The 26,686-nt window shown below is 42.0% G+C and carries 25 protein-coding genes; 13 read left to right on the top strand and 12 right to left on the bottom strand.

Annotated elements, in window-relative coordinates; all coding sequences use genetic code 11:
- The first annotated feature begins 148 nt into the window (after positions 1–148).
- Together AC5FX4_RS15440 and AC5FX4_RS15445 are read left to right on the top strand one after the other, a co-directional pair.
- Positions 149–1,996: a DEAD/DEAH box helicase gene (locus AC5FX4_RS15440; protein ID WP_493607229.1), complete on the top strand. Its 1,848-nt coding sequence runs from the start codon at positions 149–151 to the stop codon at positions 1,994–1,996.
- 123 nt (positions 1,997–2,119) lie between these two features.
- Positions 2,120–3,322 carry an iron-containing alcohol dehydrogenase gene (locus tag AC5FX4_RS15445; protein WP_493607230.1) on the top strand — a complete coding sequence of 401 codons (1,203 nt, stop codon included), beginning with the start codon at positions 2,120–2,122 and terminating at the stop codon, positions 3,320–3,322.
- On the opposite strand, the gene AC5FX4_RS15450 is transcribed toward AC5FX4_RS15445, so the two are convergent.
- Positions 3,312–5,300: a methyl-accepting chemotaxis protein gene (locus AC5FX4_RS15450; RefSeq protein ID WP_493607231.1), complete on the bottom strand. Its 1,989-nt coding sequence runs from the start codon at positions 5,298–5,300 to the stop codon at positions 3,312–3,314. The two genes, AC5FX4_RS15445 and AC5FX4_RS15450, sit on opposite strands and share 11 nt — an antisense overlap.
- 520 nt (positions 5,301–5,820) lie before the next feature.
- Between AC5FX4_RS15450 and AC5FX4_RS15455 the strand changes: the two genes are divergently transcribed.
- From AC5FX4_RS15455 to AC5FX4_RS15480, 6 genes are all read left to right on the top strand, one after another.
- Positions 5,821–7,437, top strand: coding sequence for a diacylglycerol kinase family protein (locus AC5FX4_RS15455; protein ID WP_493607232.1), 1,617 nt, complete (start codon positions 5,821–5,823; stop codon positions 7,435–7,437).
- A gap of 69 nt (positions 7,438–7,506) precedes the next feature.
- Positions 7,507–8,892, top strand: a complete 1,386-nt coding sequence (locus AC5FX4_RS15460) for a sigma-54-dependent transcriptional regulator (RefSeq protein WP_493607233.1) — start codon at positions 7,507–7,509, stop codon at positions 8,890–8,892.
- A 28-nt stretch (positions 8,893–8,920) separates the two neighbouring features.
- A complete protein-coding gene (locus tag AC5FX4_RS15465; RefSeq protein ID WP_493607234.1) occupies positions 8,921–9,115 on the top strand; it encodes a histidine kinase dimerization/phospho-acceptor domain-containing protein in 195 nt (64 codons plus the stop codon).
- A gap of 139 nt (positions 9,116–9,254) precedes the next feature.
- Positions 9,255–10,667, top strand: a complete 1,413-nt coding sequence (locus AC5FX4_RS15470; RefSeq protein ID WP_493607235.1) for a sensor histidine kinase — start codon at positions 9,255–9,257, stop codon at positions 10,665–10,667.
- Entirely contained in the window at positions 10,639–11,085 is a 447-nt protein-coding gene (locus AC5FX4_RS15475; protein WP_493607236.1) for a response regulator, read from the top strand. The genes AC5FX4_RS15470 and AC5FX4_RS15475 overlap by 29 nt, the downstream gene beginning before the upstream one ends.
- Before the next feature lie 19 nt (positions 11,086–11,104).
- On the top strand, positions 11,105–13,060 hold the full coding sequence (locus AC5FX4_RS15480) for a response regulator (RefSeq protein WP_493607237.1): 1,956 nt from the start codon (positions 11,105–11,107) through the stop codon (positions 13,058–13,060).
- A gap of 15 nt (positions 13,061–13,075) precedes the next feature.
- Here AC5FX4_RS15480 and AC5FX4_RS15485 read toward each other — a convergent pair whose 3' ends face one another.
- The 5 genes from AC5FX4_RS15485 to AC5FX4_RS15505 form a co-directional block, all read right to left on the bottom strand.
- Positions 13,076–13,321: a hypothetical protein gene (locus tag AC5FX4_RS15485; RefSeq protein ID WP_493607238.1), complete on the bottom strand. Its 246-nt coding sequence runs from the start codon at positions 13,319–13,321 to the stop codon at positions 13,076–13,078.
- 11 nt (positions 13,322–13,332) lie between these two features.
- Positions 13,333–13,737, bottom strand: coding sequence for a hypothetical protein (locus AC5FX4_RS15490; RefSeq protein WP_493607239.1), 405 nt, complete (start codon positions 13,735–13,737; stop codon positions 13,333–13,335).
- Between the two features lies 1 nt (position 13,738).
- Entirely contained in the window at positions 13,739–14,068 is a 330-nt protein-coding gene (locus AC5FX4_RS15495) for a hypothetical protein (protein WP_493607240.1), read from the bottom strand.
- Between the two features lie 251 nt (positions 14,069–14,319).
- Positions 14,320–14,910, bottom strand: coding sequence for an outer membrane beta-barrel protein (locus AC5FX4_RS15500; protein ID WP_493607241.1), 591 nt, complete (start codon positions 14,908–14,910; stop codon positions 14,320–14,322).
- Positions 14,911–14,999: 89 nt separating this feature from the next.
- Entirely contained in the window at positions 15,000–15,566 is a 567-nt protein-coding gene (locus AC5FX4_RS15505; RefSeq protein ID WP_493607242.1) for a BON domain-containing protein, read from the bottom strand.
- A 267-nt stretch (positions 15,567–15,833) separates the two neighbouring features.
- Between AC5FX4_RS15505 and AC5FX4_RS15510 the strand changes: the two genes are divergently transcribed.
- From AC5FX4_RS15510 to AC5FX4_RS15525, 4 genes are all read left to right on the top strand, one after another.
- Complete coding sequence (locus AC5FX4_RS15510) at positions 15,834–16,733, top strand: mechanosensitive ion channel family protein (RefSeq protein WP_493607243.1); 900 nt, start codon at positions 15,834–15,836, stop codon at positions 16,731–16,733.
- 140 nt (positions 16,734–16,873) lie between these two features.
- Positions 16,874–17,320: a PA2169 family four-helix-bundle protein gene (locus AC5FX4_RS15515; RefSeq protein ID WP_493607244.1), complete on the top strand. Its 447-nt coding sequence runs from the start codon at positions 16,874–16,876 to the stop codon at positions 17,318–17,320.
- Between the two features lie 28 nt (positions 17,321–17,348).
- The gene (locus AC5FX4_RS15520) at positions 17,349–17,519 is read left to right on the top strand and encodes a DUF1328 domain-containing protein (protein WP_493607245.1); all 171 of its coding nucleotides are present in this window, start codon (positions 17,349–17,351) and stop codon (positions 17,517–17,519) included.
- Between the two features lie 11 nt (positions 17,520–17,530).
- A complete protein-coding gene (locus AC5FX4_RS15525; RefSeq protein WP_493607246.1) occupies positions 17,531–17,719 on the top strand; it encodes a hypothetical protein in 189 nt (62 codons plus the stop codon).
- A 217-nt stretch (positions 17,720–17,936) separates the two neighbouring features.
- Here the strand turns inward: AC5FX4_RS15525 and AC5FX4_RS15530 are convergent, their stop codons facing one another.
- The 3 genes from AC5FX4_RS15530 to AC5FX4_RS15540 form a co-directional block, all read right to left on the bottom strand.
- Complete coding sequence (locus AC5FX4_RS15530; protein ID WP_493607247.1) at positions 17,937–20,249, bottom strand: TonB-dependent receptor plug domain-containing protein; 2,313 nt, start codon at positions 20,247–20,249, stop codon at positions 17,937–17,939.
- Between the two features lie 91 nt (positions 20,250–20,340).
- Positions 20,341–21,036 carry an aspartate/glutamate racemase family protein gene (locus AC5FX4_RS15535; RefSeq protein WP_493607248.1) on the bottom strand — a complete coding sequence of 232 codons (696 nt, stop codon included), beginning with the start codon at positions 21,034–21,036 and terminating at the stop codon, positions 20,341–20,343.
- Positions 21,033–21,701, bottom strand: a complete 669-nt coding sequence (locus tag AC5FX4_RS15540) for a glutathione S-transferase family protein (RefSeq protein ID WP_493607249.1) — start codon at positions 21,699–21,701, stop codon at positions 21,033–21,035. Before AC5FX4_RS15540 ends, AC5FX4_RS15535 begins: the two co-directional genes overlap by 4 nt.
- Positions 21,702–21,813: 112 nt before the next feature.
- On the opposite strand from AC5FX4_RS15540, the gene AC5FX4_RS15545 reads away from it, so the two are divergent.
- Positions 21,814–22,677 (top strand): LysR family transcriptional regulator, encoded by an 864-nt coding sequence (locus AC5FX4_RS15545; protein ID WP_493607250.1) that lies wholly within the window; start codon positions 21,814–21,816, stop codon positions 22,675–22,677.
- 19 nt (positions 22,678–22,696) lie between these two features.
- Here the strand turns inward: AC5FX4_RS15545 and AC5FX4_RS15550 are convergent, their stop codons facing one another.
- The 3 genes from AC5FX4_RS15550 to AC5FX4_RS15560 are packed head-to-tail and all read right to left on the bottom strand — an operon-like array spanning position 22,697 to position 26,465.
- Positions 22,697–23,389, bottom strand: coding sequence for a response regulator (locus tag AC5FX4_RS15550; RefSeq protein ID WP_493607251.1), 693 nt, complete (start codon positions 23,387–23,389; stop codon positions 22,697–22,699).
- A gap of 13 nt (positions 23,390–23,402) precedes the next feature.
- On the bottom strand, positions 23,403–24,935 hold the full coding sequence (locus tag AC5FX4_RS15555) for an ATP-binding protein (protein WP_493607252.1): 1,533 nt from the start codon (positions 24,933–24,935) through the stop codon (positions 23,403–23,405).
- 9 nt (positions 24,936–24,944) lie between these two features.
- Positions 24,945–26,465, bottom strand: a complete 1,521-nt coding sequence (locus AC5FX4_RS15560; RefSeq protein ID WP_493607253.1) for a cytochrome-c peroxidase — start codon at positions 26,463–26,465, stop codon at positions 24,945–24,947.
- Between the last annotated feature and the right edge of the window lie 221 nt (positions 26,466–26,686).

Genomic DNA, 26,686 nt, shown 5'->3' on the forward strand with positions numbered 1-26,686 from the left:
TTAGTAAATATGTTGTTAAATACCCATTTTAGGCGTGATTAAAAAACGTACAACTTCAATCACATATAAATTAGTTCTAATTAGTACAAGCATTTGATCTGCTTTTCCTATACAATGCGCGCCTCTTTAAATTCGTTGAGGCGCATTAATGTCAGAACCAGTCACGTTTGAATCTTTAGATCTTTCTCCTGCAATTTTAAAAGCAGTCGAAGAGCAAGGATACAAGACACCATCTGAGATCCAAGCTCAATGTATACCGTTATTGCTAGAAAGAAAGGACGTACTGGGACTAGCGCAGACGGGTACAGGTAAAACAGCAGCATTTGCTTTACCATTATTGAACAATATTGACCCGGCTACTAAGCAGCCACAAATTTTGGTGTTAACACCAACTCGTGAACTTGCCATTCAGGTGGCAGAAGCATTTGAACAATATGCTAAATACACCAAAGGTGTAGAAGTACTTGCCCTTTATGGCGGACAAAGCTATGGCATTCAGCTAAGCGCATTGCGCCGCGGTGCACAAATTATTGTTGCGACACCGGGCCGCTTAATTGACCATATCAACCGTAAAACAATAGATTTATCTGACTTACGTGCACTTGTGCTCGATGAAGCAGATGAAATGCTACGCATGGGATTCATCGATGATGTTGAAAGCATCATGGAAAAAACCCCAAAGAATAAGCAAACTTGTTTATTCTCTGCAACAATGCCAAAGCAGATCCAATCTATTTGTGCAAAATACTTAGATAATCCACAGCAGGTTCATATCTCTGCACGTAATTCTACGGTTTCTACTGTAGAACAGGTGTTTTGGCGAGCGAGTGTTCACAAGAATAAAGCAATTGTACGCTTCTTAGAAGCTGAAGAGTACGATGGTGCCATTGTGTTCGTTCGTACACGTAACGACACTGTGCAACTTGCTGAGTTACTTGAGCATGAAGGCTTTTCAGCAGCGCCACTAAATGGTGATATGAACCAGCAAGCACGTGAGCGCACGGTAGAGCGTTTGAAAAACGGCCTATTAGACATCGTAATCGCAACAGACGTTGCTGCACGTGGTCTAGACGTTGACCGTTTAAGCTTAGTAATCAACTACGATATTCCGCAAGACAGCGAAGCATACGTTCACCGTATCGGCCGTACAGGTCGCGCAGGTCGCAGTGGTAAAGCAATCTTGTTCGTAAAACACAACGAACGTTATTTGCTACGCAATATCATGCGTCACACTAATTCGGAAATCGCTGAAGTTGAGCTTCCTTCTGCTAAAGTGGTTGAAGCAAAGCGTATCGCAAGCCTGCAAACTAAGCTTTCTACGGCTCTTGAGCACAAAGACATCACATTCTTTAATGATGTAGCAAAAGACTTAGCTGCAAAGCTTGAGTTAAGTGCTGAAGACTTAGCGGGTGCTTTACTTTGTTTAGCTCAGCAACAATCACCACTTAAGGTCGAAGAAATCAAGTTCCAACGCGAGCGTCGTGAACGTGACGATCGTCGTGATGGTTCTCGTGAAGGCCGTGGACGTGATGGTGCGCCTCGTGGTGAGCGTAAAGGTCGTGAACGTTCAGAGCGTTCATCAGACCGTGGCGCTGACAGAGGTCCACGTAATAGCTCACAAGGTCCTATGGATACTTATCGTATCGAAGTGGGTCGTGATCACGGTGTTCAAGTTAAGAACATTGTTGGTGCGATTGCAAACGAAGCTGATATCTCAAGCAAGTTCATCGGTGACATCCGCTTGTTTAATGAACACAGTACGGTACAGTTACCACAGAATATGCCAGCTGAGGTGTTATCACACTTCCAGAACGTATTTATCTGTAAGCGTCCTATGAAGCTCACTAAGAGTGCTCACCCAGCTGATCAAGCGGGTGGCTCTGAAGGACGTGGTGAAAGAAAGCGTAGCTTTAAAGAACCACGTAACGATGGCAAACGTCCACCTCGCCGTGATGGTGAGCGTAAGGAAAGACGCCCAGTTAGCTTTACAGCCTAACAGCTAGTCTCTACAAAGCCGCTTTTAAGCGGCTTTGTTATTTTTACCTTCTCAGTTTTACGACTAGGTGATAAATCGCCTCTATGCTACAGTTTTTGTTACGTGTAAAAAACGAGCATAAACATGACCCTACTCTATCGCTGCTATCACTTTATTTTAAAGTGCATTGTTGTTCTTGTTGATGTACCAAAACCAACGCTGCACCGTGGTGAACAAGCATTTATTCAAGCTCTGTACGCTCTAAAACTGCCGCGCGACGCTAAAGTACTCGTTGTGACAGATCCAATCATACATGGCTTGGCCGGTTTTCCTTCCCTATTAGAAAATATGGCTCAGTCACATATGCAGCCCGTTGTTTACGATCAAGTCCACGCAAACCCAAGCATCGAAAATGTTGAAATGGGCTTTGATGCCTACAAACAGAATCAGTGCCAAGCAATCATTGCCATTGGCGGGGGATCGGTGATGGATTGTGCCAAGCTAATTGGTGCTAAAGTTGTTAGGCCAAATAAAGCGGTCTCATCATTTAAAGGGTTATTTAAAGTATTAAAGCGCTTACCGCCGAATATCGCGATACCAACAACTGCTGGGACAGGCGCAGAAACCACGGTCGCAGCGGTGGTCAATGATCCTAAAGCACAGCTGAAATATGCAGCAACTGATTTTGCCCTTGTCCCACAACATGCGGTATTGCTACCGGCGCTTACGGTGTCTTTACCCCCACACTTGACAGCGACAACAGCGGTTGATGCGCTAACACATGCCATAGAAGCTTTGCTCAGCATTAATTGCATGAAATTTAGTAAAGAGCGCGCACTCAATGCCTGTGATTTAATATTTACGTATCTGCCAAAGGCATATCAAGACGGCAACGACTTACAAGCCAGAGAGCAACTATTACTTGCTTCGTTTTACGCAGGACAAGCTTTTACACGCACTTCAGTGGGTTACATTCATGCCATCTCGCATCAGCTAAGTGCCAGCTACGGCACAGCGCACGGCCTGTCCAATGCGGTATTGCTTATGCCCGTATTGCGCTGGTATGGCGATAGGATCAATAAAACCTTAGCGCTCATCGCTCAAGAATGTCGCTTAACTTCGTTAGACTACCCTGTTGAGAGGCAAGCTCAAGATTTATTAGATCATATTGAACAGCTGTTAAACAGCATGAATATTCAAACCAAGTTTAATGAATTAAAAGCAGAAGATATCGAGAGTTTGGCGCAATCTGCGCTCAAAGAAGCACATCCTGACTACCCTGTTCCCCACTTTATGAAACTGAGTGAGTGCAGGCAAATACTCTCATCCGTTGCCGCTATAGCTTAAAGCGTTTGACCAATTCAGTGAGCGAGTTTGCAAACCGACTAAGCGACTCGCTTGCTTGCGCCATATGTTGCATTTCGCTGGCGTTATCTTGCGCGGTTTGTTGTGCCTGAGACATCACACTTTCGATCTGTTGACAATGCCCAACTTGCTCGTTTGCGGCACCACTGGCTCGCGTACTCAAGCTATTGACCTGAACCAACACTTGTTCAATTTGCGCAATCGCCTCAGAGAGTGATTCGCTTCTTTGTGCACACGTGTGTGTGCCACTTTGCCCTTCCAAAATCGCACTATTAGCTAGTTTAGTATCTTGTTGTAAAGCATCGATCATGGCGCTGATCTCATTGGTTGATGCCTGTGTTCGCGCAGCGAGTGTTCTCACTTCATCAGCAACCACCGCAAACCCGCGCCCTTGTTCTCCAGCACGAGCCGCTTCTATCGCAGCATTGAGTGCCAATAAATTAGTTTGTTCAGCAATCGATGAGATGGTATCTAGAATGGTTTCGATGCTTTCACTGTGACCGGTGAGCTTATCCATAATCGCCACAGCATCTGCCATTTTACTATTTAGCGACAACATACTTTGCCTATTGCTATTGGCTATCTGATTCGCATTTAACCCTTGCTGCTCGGCTTCTTTGATACTATCGAGCGTGGTCGCGGACTCTGCACTCACCTGCTGAGCGCTTATGGCAATTTCCGAGGCGAGCCCTGCTGCACTGTCAATGCGTTGCAGTTGGCGCTGAGCGTTCTGTGCAAGCAACTGGCTACGTTGCTGAGTAGAGTCTGACATATTTTCAAGCTCATGCACTTTGTGGTTAATGTCTTCCAGCAACACTTTAAGGCTATCTCTTACTTGGTTAATGTTGTCTATCAACATGCCAAATTCATCGTTACTGCGCTTTTTCATATCACGAGAAAAATCGCCATTGGCTAAGTAACCAAGCATTTTATTTACCGCTGCTAGCGGCCCTAGCATTGCACGGCTGGTTGATACCGCGATAAATACAGCCAAAGTAATAAATATGACAGCGAGAATAAGTGTCGTTTGTTTGGCCTGTACAATTTTTTGTTCGCCAATATCTTGATAAAAACTGAATTGCTCATCCGATGCCTGCTGTAGTGCTCGCAACGCGTTCTGCACTTGTTCGGTCGCTTGTTCCGCACGTTGATAGGCCGATTTGGAGGCATCAATTGAGCTAAGCTTTGACTGCGCGCTTTGGTACAACGTACCTGGTTGGTCCAGCAATTCAGTCATCTTCGCTAATTGAGTTGTAAACTCTCCCAATAACTCACCCGCATCTAACCCCTGCGACTGACGCTTTAGAAATTGAAAATTGTCTTGAATATTGGCCAATAAGAAACGCACATCTTCATGTTGCGCGGTAAGCTCTTGTACATCTAACTGATTAACCACTTTGACGTTATCACTGAGGGTATACATCATATCGTCAATACGTATACCTGTGCCTGCAACTTCGGCAAGTTGTCGCGCATTTGAGGTTTCGATCAGCTCTAAATTGAGCATTGCATCGCTAGCTAAGGCTCTTATTTGCTCAAACTGAAGCACCGATTTTTTAGTCTTTTCCAGCTGCTCTGTGGCACTGAGTTTGGCCACTAAAAGTGCACGTGCATGCTGCTCAATACTTTTACTAATCGTAATAATATTTTCTAGTGGTCCTGCAAACTGTCGTTTATTTTCAGTGAGCGTTGTCAGTTCTTCTAATTGACGTTGATAAGCCTGTTGCTGGGAGTTAAAACGTTGCTCAATTTTACGTAATAACCCAGGATCGCTTTCACTGTACACTTTAGATATTAATTTACTCAATGCGCTTTGCTTAAGTTGCAAGCCATTGGCCGTTTTCAAGATAGGCACTGCCACACTTTTTACTTCTGTGTTTGCATAGTTAATTTGTGTCAGGGAAGTATAAGCCAGTCCACTGGCCAGTAAGAGCAATATTCCTAGGCTAGAAAACCCCAAAATAATTTTTTGTTTGATCGACAGCTTTTTGAACATTCGACTTACAGTGCGAGCCGCACACTCCTAATAACAAATTCATAAGGCTAATATTTCACACAAGCTCAATAATTAGAATAAAAACTTTAAAAATAATTTAAATATCAAATAACTGAACAATGAAAAACTGCAAAACCAACTTAAACATGGCACAACAATGGTGACTCGCCAACTAAATATAAGAAATTTAGTGTTCCACCTCATATGCACAGACAACTCTCGTAGATGGTATAACCGCTGTGTTTTATCCTATTGTTATACACAAACACGCAAGCACACTAAACTTTAAACTTTGCCAAATGTAATTTTTGCTGACTCTGAAGCCCATACAGGTAAATATTACACAGCGAATTACCTATTTTTAGTAAAGTAAATAAATTAACTTTTAAAACAGATAGTTATTAAGATTTAATAATCGGCATAGTTTTTGAGTCACATAACGAGCATTTAGCTTTGAAAGATAGGGATCAATACTGACATGAAAATGACCAAATACTACTTATTACTATTTATACTAGCGAGTGGTCTCACTATCCTAAGCTATCGTAGTTGGATGTTTTTACCAGCTTTGTGGCTTTGCCTTTCATTTGCATGTGTATTGGTTGCATATGGTCGTAACTATCCAAGTTTGTTTCGAAAGTCAGCGACAGGGTCTATTCCAACCTCGGTTAAGTTTATCTTACTGCCTTATCTTCTAGGTGCACAATTATACAATGCATTTGCTCGCCATAGAGATAAGGTACCTCCCATACAACAAATAACCGACAATTTATATCTAGCATGTCGACTATTTCCAACTGATGTTGAAATGCTTGAAGCTGAAAAAGTAACGGCTATTTTAGATGTAACTGCAGAGTTTGATGGTTTAAACTGGTCAGCCGAACAAGAAGGGTTCTATTACCTTAACATTCCAATTCTAGATCATTTCTCTCCGAGTGAATCGCAGCTCAGCCATGCTATCAACTGGATAGAAGCCCAGCACCAGCTACAAAACAAAGTCGTGATTCATTGCGCATTAGGACGAGGACGCTCATTCTTTATGCTGTGTGCTTATTTGCTTGCCTCTCATCCTGAGCTATCTGTCAGAGACGTTACGCAGCAAGTGAAAAACATTCGAGGTACCGCTCGATTAAATAAAAAACAATTGAAAAGCCTTGTTGCATTTTATAATCAACGACATAAGCGTATTCCAAACACCCTTCACTTGATCGTTAATCCGGTCTCTGGCTCTGGTAAATGGTATCGACATGACAATGCGATTCTGGGTGAATTAACTAAACAATATGTGCTCAAGTTTCACTTTACACAAGCACAATATAACGTCACCGAGCAAATAAAAAACCTTTCCAAATCGCTGACAAAAGCACAAACATTTGTGGCTTGCGGCGGTGACGGAACGGTTACTCAAGTCGCAGCGGCCATTAAAAACTCACCACATCATTTAGGTATCATTCCCATGGGTACTGCTAATGCTCTAGCGCATGTGTTGTATGGTGCCTCTAGTAAAGTTGAGCCAGTTACTCAAGCGTGCCAAGCATTGATAAAGCACAATGTGGTAAAAATGGACACAATGTCCTGCAACAAACAAACCGCATTACTTGTTGTCGCGATTGGCTTTGAGGAACAAATGATCGACAGTGCAAATAGAGAAAGTAAAAACGATCTCGGCCAGCTTGCGTATATTAAAGGCTTTTTTGATGCACTCATCACCAACAAAAGATTGAGTATACAATTGCAACTCGAAGATCACTCAGCGCAAAATATACATTGTTGTAGTTTAGCCGTCGCCAACGCGGCCCCCTTTAGTACCGTACTCGCACAAGGCGGAGGCGCCCCTGACTGGCAAGATGGCCTACTAGATATCACTATTTTACACCATACCGCCGACACACCTACAAAGTTGGTCAGTCTTGCGGAACTAGTAAATAATAGTTTTCACTCTGAAAGTGTGAGCAACAAAAGCGTAGAGCATCAACGTGCGAAACATATTTATCTCAAAAGTGATCACGAGCTCCAGTATTCTATTGATGGTGAGATTAACTCAGCAACATCGCTCACTATTGATGTGGAGCCAAAAAGCCTCTCCATCATTACTAACTAATCTTATGATTACAAAAGCATACAAAAATAAGATACAATGTGCTTTGCGGCATAAAGTAAGGATAAGAATGTGAAGAGCGTTTTGTTAGTTGATGACGACTTAGAATTTACCGAGTTAGCCTGTAAAATCATTGAATATTTAGAGTGGGACGTATTTTGTGCAGTAACATTAGAAGAAGCGAAACAATGGTTAGCAACACAAACGTTTGATCACATTTTACTAGATTTTATGCTACCAGATGGTAGTGGCCTGCATTTATTAGACTATCTTAAGACCGAAAATATATCACCACATGTCACTATGATAACAGGCCACCCTTCTATAAAAAGTGCAATTGCGCAGATCTGTAGCGAAGATATTGGATACCTAACAAAACCCATTGATGCAGAAGACTTAAAAACGGTTTTATATCAAAAATCAAAAAAAAACGCCCCCTTTTCAAGCCTCAATTCCAGTACCCAATACCACTTTGATTGCCTCTTAGGCGATTCTCCCGCCATGAAAGAAATCTATCAGATGATAGAACGTGTTGCCCAAACGAGTGCCAATGTCATGCTACTAGGTGAAAGTGGTGTGGGTAAAGAAATGGTTGCACAGGCTATTCACAACGCCAGTCAGCGTGCCGGTGAACGAGTATCAGTCAATTGTGGTGCAATCCCTAAGGATCTCATTGGTAGTGAGTTATTTGGCCATGAAAAAGGCGCTTTTACAGGCGCAAATAACCAAAAAAAAGGGGTATTCGAATTAGCTCACGATGGCACTTTGTTTTTAGATGAACTGACTGAAATGCCCATCGAAATGCAGCCTAACTTGTTGCGTGTACTAGAAACCCAAACCGTAACTAGAGTGGGTGGTACGAAAAGTATTCCAGTGAACTGCCGTGTTGTCTCGGCAACTAACCGTTCAGTGGAAGACATTGCTCAGAGCAAAGTACTGCGCGAAGACATTTATTTTCGGCTTGCTGTTTTTCCGATCACAATTCCTCCCTTAAGACAACGAGCAGATGATATTCCCATGCTGGCTAAGCACTTCTTAGATAAATTGAATCAGCAACATAACAGCAGTTTGCAGTTGTTAGAAGAAGATATGGCTCGACTCATGGCGCATGACTGGCCTGGTAATATTCGAGAGTTAAAACACACAATACATCGTGCTTACATCATGGCAGATTTACAAAATAGTCGCCTAGTATTTCCCACAACACTGGATTCACCTTTTTCTCGTCAAAACTCAAAATTACAAGACAGTTCACTTCCAATTAAGTTAAATCAGACTTCAGTTGCAACACCAGAGACTGACGTCACAGTTGGAACCACAATAGAAGCCTTAGAGAAGGCGCTTATCTACAAAACTCTGGAATCGGTCAATGGTAATAAAACTAATGCCGCAAAAATTCTCGGGATAAGCACCAAAACGCTATACAACCGACTTAACGCCTATGAGCAGGTCTCGTAAGTAAATTTAAGCTAGGAGAGTACACAATATGCTACATAAGTCGCACCTTGAAACAGTTATTCACGATGCCAGAAAACCATTGAACCACATAACGATGAATGCCGAGTTGCTGAAACTCATGATTGAAAAACCAGCTTCCCCCGAAGAAGTTAAGAAAATTGCGGACCAAATTATTCACTGCGCAAAAGAGTGTAGTGAAACTATGCAGCAACTATTAGAGTGACTCATTAAACAAGTTGAATTCAAATAACAGTATTGTAAACGTCATGGACCATATAATTAAACGCATAAGTATCTCAAAATTTGCCTGGATAAATGCAACTATTATAGTTATCGCCATTTTATTTAACGCTATGATTGGCTTGAAAAATATAAATGATATTGCAGCAATTCAAAAAAAACTCATGAATGCAAGCCAAGTAATGCTGCTTATTGATCGCCTACATATTCACTTGCTGAATGCTGAGTCTGCACAGCGCGGTTACTTAATATCCGAAAAATCAAAACACCTTCAACCCTATTCACAAGCCCTCCAGCAATTCTCCCAAAGCCTTGAGCACATCAAAAGGGTTAAGTCACAAAGCCTAACTCAACAAGAGCGTATAAAGCAATTTACCCAGCTGGCACAAATCAAACTGGATTCATTAAGCGCAACGATTGACTTGGCAGCCACTGCGGATAATGCTCTGACGCAACGAATTTTAGAGGATACAGAAAGTACTTTAATCAATATCAGAGGGAAATATAGCACCATCATCCAAGAAGAAACGTTGATCCGACAGGAGCTGTTGACACTTCTCGACAGTGCTAGGACTAAAGCTAAGCGCAATGTGATCTGGTTTACTGTTCTTAGCATTCTTATGTGTGCAACTTTACTAATTTTACTAATGAAACATCTAAAAAATACTAGAGACACTAAACAAGGTTTAGAACTCTACAATGCACAATTAGAACAAAAGGTTAAAGAGCGAACCCATGCATTAGAAGTATACGCTGAAGAGCTTAACCGCAGTAATCGCGAGCTTGAAGACTTTGCTTTTGTTGCTTCGCATGATTTACAAGAACCATTACGAAAGATACGTGCTTTTGGTGACAGACTAACCAGTGCTTACGAAGAACAACTTGGAGAAAAAGGTAAAGACTACCTCTCTCGTATGAATTCGGCTGCACTAAGAATGTCGACACTCATCACCGATTTATTGGAGTTATCACGCATTACAACGCGTGGAAAGCCATTTTCACCTGTCAATCTCAATGACTTACTCAACAAGGTCACTGACGACTTAGAAATCGCGATAGAGCAAAGCCAATGCCAAATTAGTATTCCTCCTTTACCCACTATCGTGGCGGATGAAAGTCAACTTAGTCAGTTATTTTCAAACCTTATTTCTAATGCCATTAAATTTCGTCACACTGATACAACTCCCATAATCAAAATTACATGCCAAGATGCGCATGCACCTGAGCATATCAATAACCATAGGGTCGGCAAGTGGATACAAATAACTATTAGTGATAATGGGATTGGTTTTTTACCTGAATATCAAGAGAAAATCTTTACCCCATTTCAACGTTTACACACTCGAAAGGAATATGCAGGTACCGGTATTGGTCTAGCTGTGTGTAGGCGCATTATTGAGCGTCACGGCGGCCTGATCAGCGCCTCTAGCCCAACAAACATTGGGGCTGAGTTTGCTATCACTTTGCCCTATGACGCAAACATTTACAGTGTACAGGACAATCCTAATGAACTACTTAGAACCACAAAAAATTAGTATCCTCATGGCTGATGATGATGAAGATGATCGCATGCTAACTCAGGATGCATTAGAAGAAAGTCGCGTGCTGAACACCATTAATTTTGTCAGTAATGGGGTAGAGTTACTTGAGTACTTAAGAAATGAAGGCGAATTTGCAGATCAACTCTTGTATCCAAGACCTAGTTTGATCTTACTCGATTTAAACATGCCCAAAATGGACGGTAGAGAAGCGTTAAAAGAAATTAAAGCAGACCCGAAGCTCCGCTCCATACCAGTGGTGATCTTAACAACGTCCAAACAAGAAGAAGATAAACTCAGAGGCTATGACCTAGGTGCGGCATCGTACATCGCCAAACCAGTCAATTTTGAAGGTTTAGTTGAATTGATGAAAAACCTTGGAAAATATTGGATTGAAATTGTCGAGTTACCCTAAGCATTAATGGAAAAACACCATGAGAGAAAACCGTTTGGTAAAGTTATTACTCATTGAAGACGATGAAGATGACTATATCCTCGCTTTAGACTATCTACAAGAAATGCCCGATTATGACTTTGATGTCACATGGTTAAGTGACTTCGATGAAATTATTCAGAGTCTACAACAATCGGTATTTGATTTATGTTTGCTAGATTATCAGCTAGGGGCCCATACCGGTTTATCTGTGCTTCAAGCGGCCAAAAAGATGGGAGTTACAACCCCATTTCTGATGCTCACAGGTCAAGCTGACGCCATACTTGATAGCCAAGCACTCACATTAGGTGCAGAAGATTTCTTGGTAAAATCAGAGATTAACAGTGTCCGTTTCATCCGAGCAATTCGTTACGCTTTAGCTCGCAAAGAGCTTGCAAATGAACGAATTGAACGTTTAAAAGTAGAAGCAGACAGCCGAGCTAAAGATCGATTTTTAGCCCATCTAAGCCATGAGTTGCGTACCCCATTAACTTCCATAATGGGTTACACGAGTATTTTACTAGATCGTACCGAGTTAGATGATATCAAGCCTGAGTTGTCTATTATCAACAATAATAGCCAACACTTACTCACATTATTGAATGATGTATTAGATCTCTCAAAAATTCAGGCTAATACCCTATCTTTATCTAAAAGTTGGGTGTCACTGGCTCCATTTTTATGTGATTTGCAGAACCTCTTCAAAATAACAGCAACTAAAAAAAATCTTGAGTTTTCTTTCGTGGCAACAACTGAAGTGCCTGAACAAATTTTTTGTGACGAAACTCGATTACGCCAAGTGCTTATTAATATTATCTATAATGCCATTAAGTTCACAGATTCAGGTTACATCAAAGTATGCGTTAGTTACGAATCTAATTCAGAGTTACATTTCATCGTAATTGATACTGGTATTGGCATTCCAAAAAGCAAGCAAGCGCATATTTTCAAACCCTTCGAGCAAGTACAAGATACAACAACCCGAAGTGACGAAGGTGCAGGACTTGGGCTTGCTATAAGCTCTGCACTTATCTCATTAATGGGCAGAGGCTTACAGGTAGAATCGGAGCCTGATGTCGGTAGTCGATTCTCTTTTTACGTCAATATTTCTGATGACCAAATACAAACTCCGCTTAACCTCGTTAAACTCAATCTGTTGCAACCAATAAGCGCGCCTTCGAATATACAAAAAAGGCATTTAAGTGGCCATGTACTTGTTGTTGAAGATATCGCTGAAATCCGTTCGCTTATTGCTGATCTAGTGCATGCAACCGGTGTTGAAGTCAGTTGTGCTGAAAATGGCAAAGAAGCCGTTGCACTTCTAGCAAACAGCCATAACTTTGATATGGTGCTGATGGATCTACACATGCCATGTATGGATGGTCGCGACGCCATTGTTGCGATTAGAAAGTTGGGAGTAAATGTACCTATTATCGCTTTAACCGCTGCGGCCATTAAAGGCAGTAAAGAAACACTCAATGCATTAGGTTTTAACGACACCCTCACCAAACCCATTGATATCGTAAAGCTGCATGCATGTTTATCACATTTTTTGGATAAAGCGCGGTACTCAGAACAAACTAGCCTTCTTCCTGCGGCACCCAAATACAACATCGCCCGTATTTTACTGGTTGAAGATGATAAAGATGCGAGGGAATTAATGACGCTACTTTTAGAGTCATTGGGTATTACTGTGCACAGTGCATCCAACATTTCAAGCTGTATGGAACTCATCGGGCGAGAACAGCGTATAGATCTAATTTTACTTGATCTACAACTGCCTGATGGCACCGGATTTGAAGCTGCAAGTAAGATCAGAGCATTAAAACCAGAACAAGATATTGTAATTGTCAGTGGCACCAGCCCTGAGCCCGAACTTCTCGCTCAATACAATGTGAATAAAGTTCTGCTCAAGCCTGTTTCACTTCTGGATCTACAACAATTAATAGAGGCTTAGTGATTTATCTCAATATTACCCTAGCAGCCGTCTTAACATCACCAATCGGCGTAAAGTGGAAATACGATGGCTGCGCCAAGTAATTGCAATGAGCAGCGTACCACCTATGATGGCAGCAGGAGATGACAGAAGCGCTCTTGAAGAACGAATAAATCGCGTTTTTGTTAAACGGTGAACCCGAATACACTGTTTGCATACAAAACGCTGCTCACGTACTTCTCGATGCACCTTGTGATAAATAAACTTAGCTAACTGAGTCATAATATACCTACCTAGTTTAAATTAAAGAAGTCGTCGAGCACGTCACTACTAGCCTTATCAAACAATCTAATAGCCGTAACCAATAAATAATAGATAATCAAGATGTTAAATACCATCACTAGCCCCGCGGAAACAAACCAACTTAGCCCAGATGATACCAGTGCATGAACTATCAAAATATGTAAGCTCACCCAAACTAGACTACTTAATACAGTTGCAGCAATAATCAGTATCAAGATAGTGAAAACAACCTTCAAATTGGCTTTTAACTTGACTTTAAGTAACTGTAAAAATTCACTTGCCATCGCGCCATAACTTGCCAGTAACTGAGCGCCGTGCTCAGAGAGCGCAGTAAACTGCGCCTCTAAGCCGTGTGAGTCACGCTCTTCATATGGAGAATTTGTTGACTCTTTCATATTATTTTTTCCTTAATAACATGCTTAGCAAAATTCCAGCTGTAAATGCCATACCTGCCGTTTTTACTGGGTTTTCTGTTGCATATTTTTTTACGCCTGACTCATTCCATTTTTTTCTCATTAAGCGTGTTTGCGCTTTCATAGACTGTGCTGATGCATCCCCTTTTTTTCTAAGTCCATTCTCAGTTCGGGCTGCGCTGTCATGTAATGCATCAATAGTATGATGTAATGAATCCGCCAAATGATCTGACAGAGGGTGTGTAGCATCTAACTTTCCGTTTGTTTTAGACTTAGATTGAGTACGATTGGCTGTGGGGTTTGAATTGCTCATAATAGCTCCTGATTAACTAAACTCACCATGGTTTTGCAAATTCCCGGCCAATAAAAATCCCCTTAAATATCAACAACTTAATTGATTGAGGTGAATATCATTACTTATAATTACCCAGAGCAAGTAATTTTTACTCAGTAATAATCACTCACTACGCTCCCTTAAAAAATGAAAAAAGCCACTATGACAACATAGTGGCTTGGGATCATAATAGATCAAAGGGAGGAAAATATTAGAGCGTACTTATCAATTTAAAAAACATATTCTATAGAAACCGATGCAACATCCATATCAGGATCAATATCATTCTCTAGCTCATAGCGTTCGTATTCCAAGCGCATATTAACGTTGCTTGATACTGCAAATGCTAAGCCTGCACCATAAAACCAGTCTCCGCCGTCAAGCTCTGTACCAACTCGCCCAATTTCTGGTACATTGGCATATACATCTGCGCTCCATTCAAGCCACCCTCCTTTTGCGTATAATGAGAATCGTTCGCTCAATGGAGCTGAAAACCGTGCTGCCAGCGATACACCGTCCAACTCTGCATTGCGGTCGATATCGCTTGCTTCATCAAAGTTCTGATAAGCTAATTCCACGCTAAAGTATTCGTTTAACGCCGTACCAACGTATGCTTTTAGCATCGCGGAATCGTCATCAAAGCTGGTATCACTGTCTCTATCATTCCACTGAAATGAATACTGACCATATCCAATACCTGTATATACTTTGGGGTCTCCATTAAAGTCAAAGTAATTTCCCTCTGCGGCTAGCGTTGTTGAGCTTGAAAAGCTTAATACAAATGCAAGTGAAATTGATGATAATAAACGCGTTTTACGCATAACTGCTCCCTAAATTTTTATAGATAGTATTTGTGATGAAATGAAAAAACATATAGGAGAGCGCTCTCAAGAGCGCTCATAAGTGAAGATTAAGATTCTTTGACAACTTCTAGCTGATCATCTACCCGTTTAACGTCATCCGCATTCTTCGCTATTGTGACAGCTAATTGCTTTTCTGACGCAGAATCCACTGTACCTGTCAGTGTCACTTTGCCATTTTCAACATCGACATCAATGTCGGTACCACTAATATCTGTATCAAATAGTAAGCGCGTTTTGATCACTGTCGCTATTTTTGCGTCAGTAAATGAGGACTCATTCATACCACGCTCTTGCTCAAGCGACTTCTTATCAACATCTGCAACAATACTGATACGGTTATCGATGTCTTTAACGCCGTCTATACCGACAATTAGCTCCTCTGCCAATTTCTTATCTACGCTATGTTCAACTTTACCCGTCAGTACTACCACACCGTTGTGAACATCAGTATTAATATCAAATGAATTCAAGTTGGTGTTGAAAAGTAGCGTTGCTTCTGCTTTACCATCTATCCAAGCATCGCTCGCTTCTTTTTCCCAAGCATTCTCGTTTGCATTTACAGATGTCATAGTTAAAGCCGAAACCATAGCCATTGAAATAAATGTGCGTTTCATAATCGTTCTCCTTCAATTGTTTGTACGACTTAACTAATGCAGCCTCCATGCCAAATAAAAATCACTTATTTTTCAATTGGATAAAAACAAACGATAGAAGTTAACTTGTTACGCTATGCAGACTTTTCTGACCAGTGTGAAGTTTTTACGGGTAAAAACTTCACACTGAGTTTTCTACCGAGCCTTTTTACCTCGTAATATAAAAAATCTGCTCCATGGCATAAAAAATGCGGTGTTAGTCTTTTTACTACTAACACAGAGGTCAATATGAATATGGTGTCACTTGAAAAGTTCTGGCAACTCATACATGAAAAAATCCAAACGTGGGCAGAGTTAAGTATTACAAATCTGCCCAACCTTGTTGTCGCCATTGTTATATTTATAATTTTTTGGGCGCTTTCCAGTTTGATTTCTAAATGGACACTCAAATTATTTAAAAGGGCGTCTCACTCTATACAAGTTGCGGGACTACTTAGCGCGATCATTCGACTTATTATTATCGCCATCGGATTTTTCTTTGCATTAGATATTATGGGCTTATCCGGTGCAGTAGCGTCACTACTAGCAGGTGCTGGGATTATAGGTTTGGCGATCGGTTTTGCTTTTCAAGATATGACAGAGAATCTAATTGCAGGAGTTGCAATGGGTATACGAAAGCCTTTTCGTGTCGGTGATGTTATTGAGGCGGATGGCACGTTTGGTACCGTTAAGCAAATCAACTTACGCAACACACTTATAGAAAACTTCTATGGCCAACTCTCCGTCACGCCGAATAAAATACTATTTAGAAATGAGCTGCTCAACTATTCAACTTTAGGCAAGCGTCGACTAGAGATCTCCGTTGGAATATCTTATGCCGACGATATAGACAAAGCGAGAAAAGTGATAGAGGAAGCTATCAACCAATTCGATTTCGTTATCAATAAACAAGAAACTGCAGTATATGCAAGCAGCTTTGATGATAGTGCGGTCAACTTATTGGTTTGGTTCTGGATGAGCTACCCTGGCAATGGTGATTTTATGAATATTCGTCATCAGGCCATTGTGGCCATTCACAATACGCTCAATAAACATGACATTCTAATTCCATTCCCTATTCGTACACTCGATTTCAATGCCAAAGGCGGCACAACCTTGCAAGATGTACAAAGCACCCGTGAGCAGTAATTACAAAGTTTAGGTAAAAATTACAATGCATAATAGTGGCAAGCACCAACTATATGATTATTAATAAGAAAAATTTTGGCATGGAGGGTGCATTATTCAAGTTGAATTGCAAAACTAAAATCAAGTTTAAGGAGAACAATATGTCTAACTCTAATTATGATATGAACCCAGTAAAAGATTTAGTCAAAGTACTAAACGGTGGTGCCGAATTTTACGCAAAAGCGAAAGAAAAGCTTGATAATCCAATGCTTGAGCGAATTTTTGAGCAAAATATTTTAGAGAAAACACGGGCTGCTTCAGCCCTTCAGCCTTTTATTGTGACAGATGAAGGTAAAGTCGAAGAAGACAGCGCATTTAGTGTTGAGTTAAGGGAAACTTACACGCAAATTATATCACTTGTTAGTACAGATAAAGAGCACACTTACATATCTCAGCTGGAAGAAGTTGAAGATAAAGTGCTGGAGAAAATTGATTCAGCCTTAAAACAGCCATTACCACCAGCGTGTTATCAAAGCCTGAGTCAAACACGCCTGAATATGAAAGCATGTCATGATGAGATGAAGCATCTAAAAGAAGTGTCAGCTTAATCATGGCAGAAACAACATAGGAGGCCTTATGTTACGTTGGGCATTAACATTTTTAGTACTTGCGCTTGTGGCCGCTGTATTTGGTTTTGGTGGCATAGCAGGCACCGCAGCTGGCATTGCTAAGATATTGTTCTTTATTTTTGTCGCACTTTTAGCACTGTCATTTATTACATCATTACTGAGAAAGCCGAGAGGCTGAAGGAGATAAATATGAGCTTTAACAATCTAATGAAAGTTTCTGGTATTGTAGCCTTACTCGCACTGACTGGTTGCTCTGAAGGTCCAGCAGAAGATGCAGGAGAACAACTTGACGAAATGGTTAAAGACGGAAAAAATGCCGTTGAAGATGCCTGTGAAAATGTCAAAGAAGCTGTAAAAGCAGAAAATGAAAACTGCTAAAATAGATAACGCAAAGCTCAAAAGTAAGGCGTATTACTTTTGAGCTTTTACATAATATGTGTGCCTATTTTATTTCTCCCAACAAGGAAAATTAGTAAACGTTCTCGCACCTAAGCCCTTTCACTACTGTATTCATTGAGAGATTGAACAAGCAACCCTGCTGGAAATTGAGATCCTTTCACTGAGTCTCTCGATTATTATTCCGCGCTAAACAGCCTCAAAAGCTGGCTGTGATCCCAAACTCCCAATTACGGCCAACTTGCGGCAATATAGAATTATTAAAGCCTTTTGTTCTTAGTAAGTTACCGCCAGAGTCTGAAAACATATTACCTGAATCAGCTTGTAATAACCCGGGGTGATAAACCTGACTATCAAACAGGTTATTAACTTGAGCATGCACGGTTAGTAGATCACACTGCCATATCACCGCCAGATTAGTTATTAAATAATCTCCCAATTTAAGAGCTTGCCCACGCAGAGGATTGCGCAAATAGAACTCTCTCGAAGACACATAGTTAAACCGAGTATTCAAGCTCCACCCCTCCGTTACAGGCACATTTACACCCATATTTAACTTATGGGGTGCAATATCACCTAACTCAGTGTCGTACCTTGTACATGCCTCATCACTGGCTTGTTGAATACATGCTGCACTGCCCTCACCTATCCACACTCCTTGTTGATGGTTATAAGTGATCTGACTACGACTGTGTGTGTAACTGTAGTTCACATAACTACTGATCTGTGGTGCATTAAACCAAGGATTATCGAACTCATATTTTACTCTTAGTTCAGCCCCCATTACATTCCGCGAACCCGCATTTTCTGCTTCTTCCTTGATCACATTGTCATAACGACTGTTATAGACTGAGAAGTCCACAAACCATGCTCCTCGTTGATACATCCATGCTGCGGTTAAATCCTTTACTTCTTCTGGTAGCATATCCTGGTTTGCTCTGCGACCATTCCAACCTCCGTATAACTGTATTGGCGCAGGTTCCTGATAAGCAGAAGCATAAATAAGCTTAAAAGTATTGTGTTCATCATAGTGATAGTTTGCTGCTAGGCGAGGTTTTACAAATGAACCAAATTTAGAGTTGTGATCCCACCGTAGTGCTGCATTCAAAGACCAGTTATCGATTTTATAAGTGCCTCTAAAGTAAGCGCCCTTATCGGTCATATCTATCGTGTTTTGCGCAGGCATATCTGAATGCGGACCAGTAAACGTCGGTAATGTTTCATCTAAAGAGTAATAAACGCCCTTTCCCAAGCCATAAGGCCCCAGCTCATCAGGGGCGTTATCTGATGAACAAAATGCAGATGCCCAATAGCCACATATATCATAGGTTTTGGTGAGATTCTTACGCTCATAAGTGAGTCCAACTGATAAATGCCACGACTGTGATAGTTGATACTCACCATCTAGCCTAATATTCCAAGCATCACTGACCGCATTCCACTGAGAAATACTCACGTATGAATAACCTGATTGTTCAGGTGCCCAATCAGGCGTCGCTTCTGCCCAATTCCCATAACGTCTATCTTTACGGTAACGAAAGAAGCTTTTTAATTTAAAGTCTTGGTTCAGATCAACGGTGTTACGTAGGTACAGTAGCGTGGTTTTTTTTCCCCACAATGCATTCGGTTGACCTCGATCGAAACTCAACTTAACACCATAACCATTATTCGTGATCCAGTGATTTAATCCAAGTTCCCAATTTGTATAATGTAGCTGTGCTAAAAGTGCATGTTCGCGATCCTTGGAACGAAATTGTCCATAATTCACTCCATCGTATTCTCGCTTCAATACTGGTCCCCAAAAATTAGCATTCGACAAGTAGTCTTCATTAATAAACCCCCACTTTGCCATTTGATCTAGGTTTTTATCGTCTTCCTCAAATAGTCGGCCTGAAATGGAGTAGCTAAAGTCTCCTTCGCGACCCAAAGCAGACACTTCCAATGCCTTGTAACCAAATTCTGCCAATTGCAACTGGACCTTTACATCATTGCGACCGTCTTCTATCACCTGACTATCCTGAGTTATAATATTAATTACACCAAGAAAGGCATTAGGTCCGTAAATTGCGCCAGACGGACCAGACAACACCTCAATACGCTCAATAGCACTCATTGGAAGCTGGCGATTAACTGGAAATTCATGGCTCCACAATAAATTGTTGGTAACTCCATTGATCATGACTAAAGTACGCTGTGTAAAAGGGGTGCGATAGCCTCGCTGATATGCAGTAGAATAATCATGCCCATAGCTGGTACTTAGATCAAAACCGGTTAAATCTGCCAGAACTTGAGAAAGGTGTGTGTAACCACGCTGTTGAATATCATTACGTGTAACTACTTGTATAGAAGCTGGGGTATCGCGTAGTTTTTCGGCTCGGTTTGAACCTGAAGACACTTCTAAACTTAGCAGGTCATCTAACGTTAATACAAATAAACTTTTATCATCGGAACCGTGGGAACACATGGAGCATATGCCGATAAGAGTCATACCTAAAATAGACAGTTTTTGCACAGTTCCCTACCACTAAATAAATTACTAAGTCTTTTAGGTATAGCGTAAAGTAATTGATTATCAATTCATTTACGCTATTGGAGTGTGTCCTTTAAAATGCTGATAATGCAAAGTTCACAGCAGCTTGAGCGTGAAGCTCGGTTGTATCAAACAGCGTTAAATCACAATCTTTATCACCAATCAGCAAGCCAATTTCTGTGCAGCCCAAAATAACGCCTTGTGCACCTTGGCTCTGCAACTCTTTAATTATATTTAAATAAGTTTTTTTTGAGTCGCGATTAATTATGCCCAAACACAGCTCTTGGTAAATCACACTATCGATTGTCTGCTGCTGTACTGGTGGTGGAACAATAATGTTCAATCCATGGCTTTGCAGGCGGTCAATGTAAAACGACTCTTGCATGGTAAAACGTGTGCCGAGCAGTGCCGCACAAGACACGCCTTGTGCCTTCAATGCATGGGCAACCACATCGGCAACATGCAGAATGGGCAAAGCAGTAAACTGCGCTATCTCATCAACCACCTTATGCATGGTGTTAGTGCAGATCACAATACAATCTGCACCGGCCTTTTCTAAACCTCTTGCCGCTTCCCCCAAAATCTCGCCACATGCCGACCAATCACCTGAGCGCTGCAACGCTTCGATGTCGGCAAAATTAACGCTATGAAGCAAGATTTTAGCCGAGTTGAGCCCACCTAAATTGGCTTTAATCCCTTCATTAAGCAAGCGATAGTATGTGGCGGTTGACTCCCAGCTCATTCCACCAATTAAACCGATTGTTTTCATATTACTCCTTCAGCAATTTCTTCGCCTGCTTCGTCAATGGCAACCACATCAGTTTCAGTTAATGCCTCGTTTATCCACTTTGTCAGTGCAGGACAACTTAACACTTTGTCCATATAAGTTTGTGCCTGAGCGTTCACAACAATACCATAAGTTTTAAATCGCAATACCACAGGCGCAAACATTGCATCCGCAATTGACCACTGGCCAAATAACCAGCCACCTTCATCCGCAAATTGACTCATCTGCTCAGCCCAAATTTGCTCAATGCGCGCAATGTCTTTTTGGCAAGCATCAGAAATATTTAAACGACGTTTGGCGCGAATGTTCATCGGCATTTCATTACGTAAGGCTGAAAACCCTGAATGCATCTCACACGCCACTGCTCGTGCCTTCGCTTTTATTGCTATATCTTTTGGCCAAGCACTTCCAGATAAATAAACATCGTTGATGTATTCACAAATAGCCAGCGAATCCCATACATGGGTGTTGTCATCTACTAACGTTGGCACCTTCAAACTTGGAGTAACCCCTTTCAAACGCTCGTAGAATGCCTCGGTATCAAGAGGAAGTTTGATTTCGTCAAAGCGAATATCATTTTTTTCAAGCATTAACCACGCTCTAAGCGACCATGAAGAATAGTTTTTATTACCTATGTATAGCTGCATTTTATAACTCCTTGATGTTCGTTTTTTGTTTATTTAAACGTAATTAAAGGACCATGACTAACGGATAATTTTGATATAACCTATCAGCATTATTGATAGGTTTGGATACAAAATGGATATCGATGCACTCAGAAGTTTTTTAGCTTTTGTTGAAACAGGCAGCTTTACACGCGCCGCGAAACAGGTAAGTCGTACGCAGTCTGCCATCAGCATGCAAATGAAAAAGCTAGAGCAAGACTTGGGCAAGTCGCTGTTTAAAAAACAAGGTAGAACGCTGAGTTTATCTTTAGATGGACAAATTTTCGCACGCTATGCCAAGCAACTCGTGCAACTGCACGATGATACGTTACAACAGATGAATGCGGCCAAACCAAGCACTTTATTACGACTAGGATGCCCAGACGACTATGCCGAGTCTGTGTTGCCCATTTTAGTCGAGCTCCTCCACCAGCAATGGACGAACCTCGATCTACAAATTACTTGCACCCCAAGCAATCGCGTGAAGATCATGCTCGACTGTGGTCACTTAGATTTGGCGGTGATCACGCGTTCTTCAGACTCTGAAGAAGGCTATTTACTAGAATCAACCCCCGGTGTGTGGGTACACAACCCGAGTACATCGTTAGTTGATGACTCACCGCTACCTATTGCGATTTTTCAACGAGATTGTCGTTTTCATCAAGCCGCCATTGAAGGATTACATAAGCAAAACCGCGAATACAAAATAACCGCGTGTAGCGGCAGTGCCAGTGCGCTTAGGGGCATAGTCAGAAGTGGCTTAGCGATTGGGGCTATGGGCAAATTAAGCATCGGAGACTTATCTATTTTGAACGATCAGTCCCTACCCAGTTTGCCCATCGCTGATGTGGTTTTGGTTAGAGCGAACAATCAGCAAAACCCAATATCGGACAATTTATGCGCAACCATTGCTCAACAATACATCACTGAAAAACAACAGTTACAAGGAGCCGCTTAAGTCATCGGCTCCGTGTGCACTAACCATTTTGCGCTTCGAATTTATAACCCGCGCCATAAATGGAGTGGATAAATTCATGCTCAGGCGCAATACCATGTAACTTCTTACGAATTTTTTTGATGTGGCTGTCGATGGTTCTGTCACTCACAATATGATTATCTTCATAGATGTGATCCATCAAAGAATCTCGACTATAGATACGTCCTGGGTGTCCATACATTGCTTTTAGCAGCATAAACTCAACGTGAGTTAACGATACCCGCTCACTCAAAAATGAGGCGAATAAGGTTTCTTCATCTAGCTTTAATTTACTTTCAGCTTCCGTCGTTTGCCCTTGTTCATTCAATGCAACGCGCCTCAAAATTGCTTTAACGCGTGCGACCACTTCTTTGGGGCTATAAGGCTTGCAAATGTAGTCATCAGCGCCAATTTCTAGACCAAGTAATCTATCAACTTCTTCTACTTTGGCGGTGATCATGACAATGGGCACATTCGAGTAAGCGCGAATGCGCTTGCATATTTCAATGCCATCTACGTTCGGCAGCATCAAATCTAATAAAATAAGTGCGGGTTGTTGGCTTTTAAAAGCTGGTTCTGCGTCGGCTCCATCAAGCACAATATGCGATGTATACTCGGCTTGAGCCAAATACTTACTTAAAATATCAGCAAGTTTTGGCTCGTCTTCTACGATCAGAATATGTTTGTTTGACACACAGGCGGTCCATTTAATGTCTCAGTTCAATCATAATAGCGACACCGCCGAGTTCACTCAAGCTCGCTTTTATTTCTCCGTTGTGTGCCTGTACGATACTTTGACATATTGCCAGTCCTAACCCTGATCCACCAGTAACTCTACTACGCGCCCCCTCTACGCGATACAACCTATCAAATAGCTTCTCAAGTTGATCAGATGACACACCCGGAGCACTATCTTGCCAACATATGGTTGTTATGCCATTTTGCTGCGTCACTTTGACATCCAGAGTACCAGGCAGCTGCTCAGTCGAATCGGTGTAACGCAATGTATTTTGTAATAAGTTATCAAATAACTGCCCTAACCTTTGTTCATCACATTCGATTTCCATCATTTCGTTACATTGCAATGAAAACGCGAGATGTTTGGTATCTATCACATGACGACTTTTCGCAAACGTTCTAGAAAGCAAATCATATAGATTATGTTTGCCCATATGATAGGTAAGCGCACCTTTATCAGACAGCGATAGTTGGTGCAAATCATCCACCAATCGAGTCAAACGTTGGATCTCTTCATGCAATGACAACAACTGCTCAGGTTCTGTCGCAATCACGCCATCGATCATGCCTTCTATTTCAGCACGAATAACCGCAATTGGCGTGCGCAATTCATGCGAAATATCGGCAATCCATTGCTGTCTTGCACTTTGGTTTTGCGCCAAAGTATCCGCCAAACGGTTCATATCACGCGCCAGCAACCCCAGCTCATCTTTGCTGTGAATTTCAACATGGGCATCATAGTTCCCCTGCGCTAATACCTTCGCATTGCGCCTAAGTAGCACAATGGGTTTGACTAAATACTTACTAAAAGGGACCGCCAATATCACCGTGACTAGCAACGCAATCAAAGCAATCAATATAAATTGCTGTTGCTGCTGTTTAGCAAACAAGGTATCAAATTCATTTCTGATCAAAGCACTGCCTTCTACGCCTAAATAGGCAATAACGTGCGCAAGTTTAGGTTCAGCTAAATGATCAGTTTTATACACCGGGAACCAAAATGTATTTTTGGTATTTTGCGCATTCCCCATAATTAACTTGCCGTTGCCATCTTTGAGCAAAAGCCGTCTGTTCTCATTGCGTCTTGGTGGCGGTGGACGCCGATTTGGCCGCTCAGCACGCGCGCCATCCTCCATTCGACGTTCAGGTGGTCGATGCATTGGCCGCTCACCATCTCGCCCCTGCTCGTGCCGGCGCCTTGGCGGTGGCCTTGACTCAGAGCGTCTGCGCGGTAGCTCTTGCCCAGATAAGCCATAATAGAAACGGACCACGCTATCCCAATCTTCTGAGCCTTTATACACCCAATCGAGAGACTGGTGTTTATCATAAGCTTGGGCTACTTTTGCGATCACCTCTTGCATTTGCACTCGAGAAGTATTCTCTATGTACTGCGAAAAACTTTTCTCAAAAGCAAATTTATTTGCAAGGTATATAGCCAGTACCAAAGCGGTATTGGCTATTAAAATAATCAACAAAAGTTTGACGCGAATGGTCATTTTCATAATATTCGGCTATCCACCTATTGGTCTTGGCGTACGCAAACGTAAATTATCTGGATCGGGAGTTCTGCGGTTTGGCACCCACCTTCTCACACACTCTCTGTCTTTAGCACACCGGTCAGTTAGCGCACGTAAAAAGGCCACTAAATTTTGCTGCTGTTGTGCATCCAAATTGGCAGCCACAAAGGGGGACTGTCGCAATAAGTTCAATGCAGCATCACTGTTTTGGCGTGCATTGGTATTCAGTGTCTCACACTCGGCGCTTGTGGCAAACTGCTTTAAGCCACATGCCCCGCCGCGTTGAAAAAACGCTTCGACCGCTTGCTCTGGATTCGAATAGTGACTGACCACCTGCTCCAAACTTTCATAAGCGCCCGCATGACTATAAGGTGCTGTTAAAGCGACATTGAGTAAACTTGGAACTCGAAACGCAAATTGATTGCGTGCTTGAGGGTCAATTGCGGCACGGCCTATGTCTGCATGGGTCTCATCTTTACCAATTCCATATTGAGGAAAAGCGAGATTGAAGAAGCCGTCATTGGTAAACCGGTCGCCACTGTGACAGTTTACACAGCCCGCTCCGCCATCAGCAATTTGCGTAAAAAACAACTTAGCGCCCTGCTTCTGCGGCTCACTCAACGCATTTAAATCACCTCGCACATAGCGATGCCAATCTGTATTAACCATCACAAATGAGGCTTGATATTGCCCTAGCGCGAATGCGATGTTGTCAAAAGTGATCAGTGCAGGCGCATCGGCTTGAGAATTGAAGGCGTCGCGAAACGCTTGCAGCCAATCATTGGTTGCAAGGCTGCCCGCCTCTTCGCCGTAATCACCTATACGCTGTGCTAGGTGCGTTCTAACTTGCTCATTGGTAGTCGCGTCAGGAAATGCTTCCCCACGCATTTCTTCTTTTGAAGTCACTGGAAAACGCGCGAGAGTACTGACTAAGCTATCGCCCGCTTGTTCATCCGCTTGTCCAAAACCTGAATCGGGTGTGCTGATAAAGCTTGTTTCGTTCCCTTGCTCATCCGTCACCGTCACTCGTTCCACACGTCCATCCCAAAACAAGGAGTTATTTGCAAATCCTGTATTAAAAATGGTGGGGGAATTTCGTGGGATATTGATTTCATCATTAATCGCGCGGCGGTTTGGACCAACAACGTTTTCATCCACCGCATTGGTGCCAATAGGAAAAGAAAGCCCATCCGCGCCACCCAATCGAGGATCGTGGCAACTTGCACAGGCGACCGACTTTTCACCGCCGAGCGCTTTACTGAAAAATAATTGCATCCCTAGTTGGGCGACAGGATCTGATATTCTAGGTAACTCTCTGGCCCCCTCCACTCGCCCACTTAGATTGTTTAACTCAATCAGTGACGCTAATTCATCATCTAACGGCGTACGCTGTTGTGGTGCGGGTGGTTGATGCGGCGGTGGCTGCATTCGCGGTTTTGCATAAGGTGCTGACACATATAATGTTGCCATAACGGCTGCTAATACCGTTGTATGTTTTAACGTCGCTCTGTTCATAGTGACTCCAAACCTGACTGTGATCCGAAGCTAAACAGTGACAAGCAAAAGTGCAACAAATGTGAAAGCAAACAATTATTTTAGTTTGCACATTGCTGTGCAAACCAAATACGCACAACATCAATATAATCTTATCTCTATTTAACTCGAACAGCATCGGCGAGATTAAACTTTCTAGCCAAGAATATTTGCCACTTTAGCCATCTATTAGACTCACACTT

The sequence above is a fragment of the Pseudoalteromonas sp. ATL1 genome (assembly GCF_058933015.1).

Excerpts from the sequence above, each read along its gene's own strand:
- AC5FX4_RS15505 (WP_493607242.1), bottom strand. The coding sequence starts at position 15,566 with ATGAAACGCACATTTATTTCAATGGCTATGGTTTCGGCTTTAACTATG.
- AC5FX4_RS15540 (WP_493607249.1), bottom strand. The coding sequence starts at position 21,701 with ATGCAGCTATACATAGGTAATAAAAACTATTCTTCATGGTCGCTTAGA.
- AC5FX4_RS15525 (WP_493607246.1), top strand. The coding sequence starts at position 17,531 with ATGAGCTTTAACAATCTAATGAAAGTTTCTGGTATTGTAGCCTTACTC.
- AC5FX4_RS15545 (WP_493607250.1), top strand. The coding sequence starts at position 21,814 with ATGGATATCGATGCACTCAGAAGTTTTTTAGCTTTTGTTGAAACAGGC.
- AC5FX4_RS15480 (WP_493607237.1), top strand. The coding sequence starts at position 11,105 with ATGAGAGAAAACCGTTTGGTAAAGTTATTACTCATTGAAGACGATGAA.
- AC5FX4_RS15555 (WP_493607252.1), bottom strand. The coding sequence starts at position 24,935 with ATGAAAATGACCATTCGCGTCAAACTTTTGTTGATTATTTTAATAGCC.
- AC5FX4_RS15520 (WP_493607245.1), top strand. The coding sequence starts at position 17,349 with ATGTTACGTTGGGCATTAACATTTTTAGTACTTGCGCTTGTGGCCGCT.
- AC5FX4_RS15485 (WP_493607238.1), bottom strand. The coding sequence starts at position 13,321 with ATGACTCAGTTAGCTAAGTTTATTTATCACAAGGTGCATCGAGAAGTA.
- AC5FX4_RS15475 (WP_493607236.1), top strand. The coding sequence starts at position 10,639 with ATGAACTACTTAGAACCACAAAAAATTAGTATCCTCATGGCTGATGAT.
- AC5FX4_RS15500 (WP_493607241.1), bottom strand. The coding sequence starts at position 14,910 with ATGCGTAAAACGCGTTTATTATCATCAATTTCACTTGCATTTGTATTA.
- AC5FX4_RS15440 (WP_493607229.1), top strand. The coding sequence starts at position 149 with ATGTCAGAACCAGTCACGTTTGAATCTTTAGATCTTTCTCCTGCAATT.
- AC5FX4_RS15535 (WP_493607248.1), bottom strand. The coding sequence starts at position 21,036 with ATGAAAACAATCGGTTTAATTGGTGGAATGAGCTGGGAGTCAACCGCC.
- AC5FX4_RS15495 (WP_493607240.1), bottom strand. The coding sequence starts at position 14,068 with ATGAGCAATTCAAACCCCACAGCCAATCGTACTCAATCTAAGTCTAAA.
- AC5FX4_RS15465 (WP_493607234.1), top strand. The coding sequence starts at position 8,921 with ATGCTACATAAGTCGCACCTTGAAACAGTTATTCACGATGCCAGAAAA.
- AC5FX4_RS15560 (WP_493607253.1), bottom strand. The coding sequence starts at position 26,465 with ATGAACAGAGCGACGTTAAAACATACAACGGTATTAGCAGCCGTTATG.
- AC5FX4_RS15510 (WP_493607243.1), top strand. The coding sequence starts at position 15,834 with ATGAATATGGTGTCACTTGAAAAGTTCTGGCAACTCATACATGAAAAA.
- AC5FX4_RS15455 (WP_493607232.1), top strand. The coding sequence starts at position 5,821 with ATGACCAAATACTACTTATTACTATTTATACTAGCGAGTGGTCTCACT.
- AC5FX4_RS15445 (WP_493607230.1), top strand. The coding sequence starts at position 2,120 with ATGACCCTACTCTATCGCTGCTATCACTTTATTTTAAAGTGCATTGTT.
- AC5FX4_RS15515 (WP_493607244.1), top strand. The coding sequence starts at position 16,874 with ATGTCTAACTCTAATTATGATATGAACCCAGTAAAAGATTTAGTCAAA.
- AC5FX4_RS15490 (WP_493607239.1), bottom strand. The coding sequence starts at position 13,737 with ATGAAAGAGTCAACAAATTCTCCATATGAAGAGCGTGACTCACACGGC.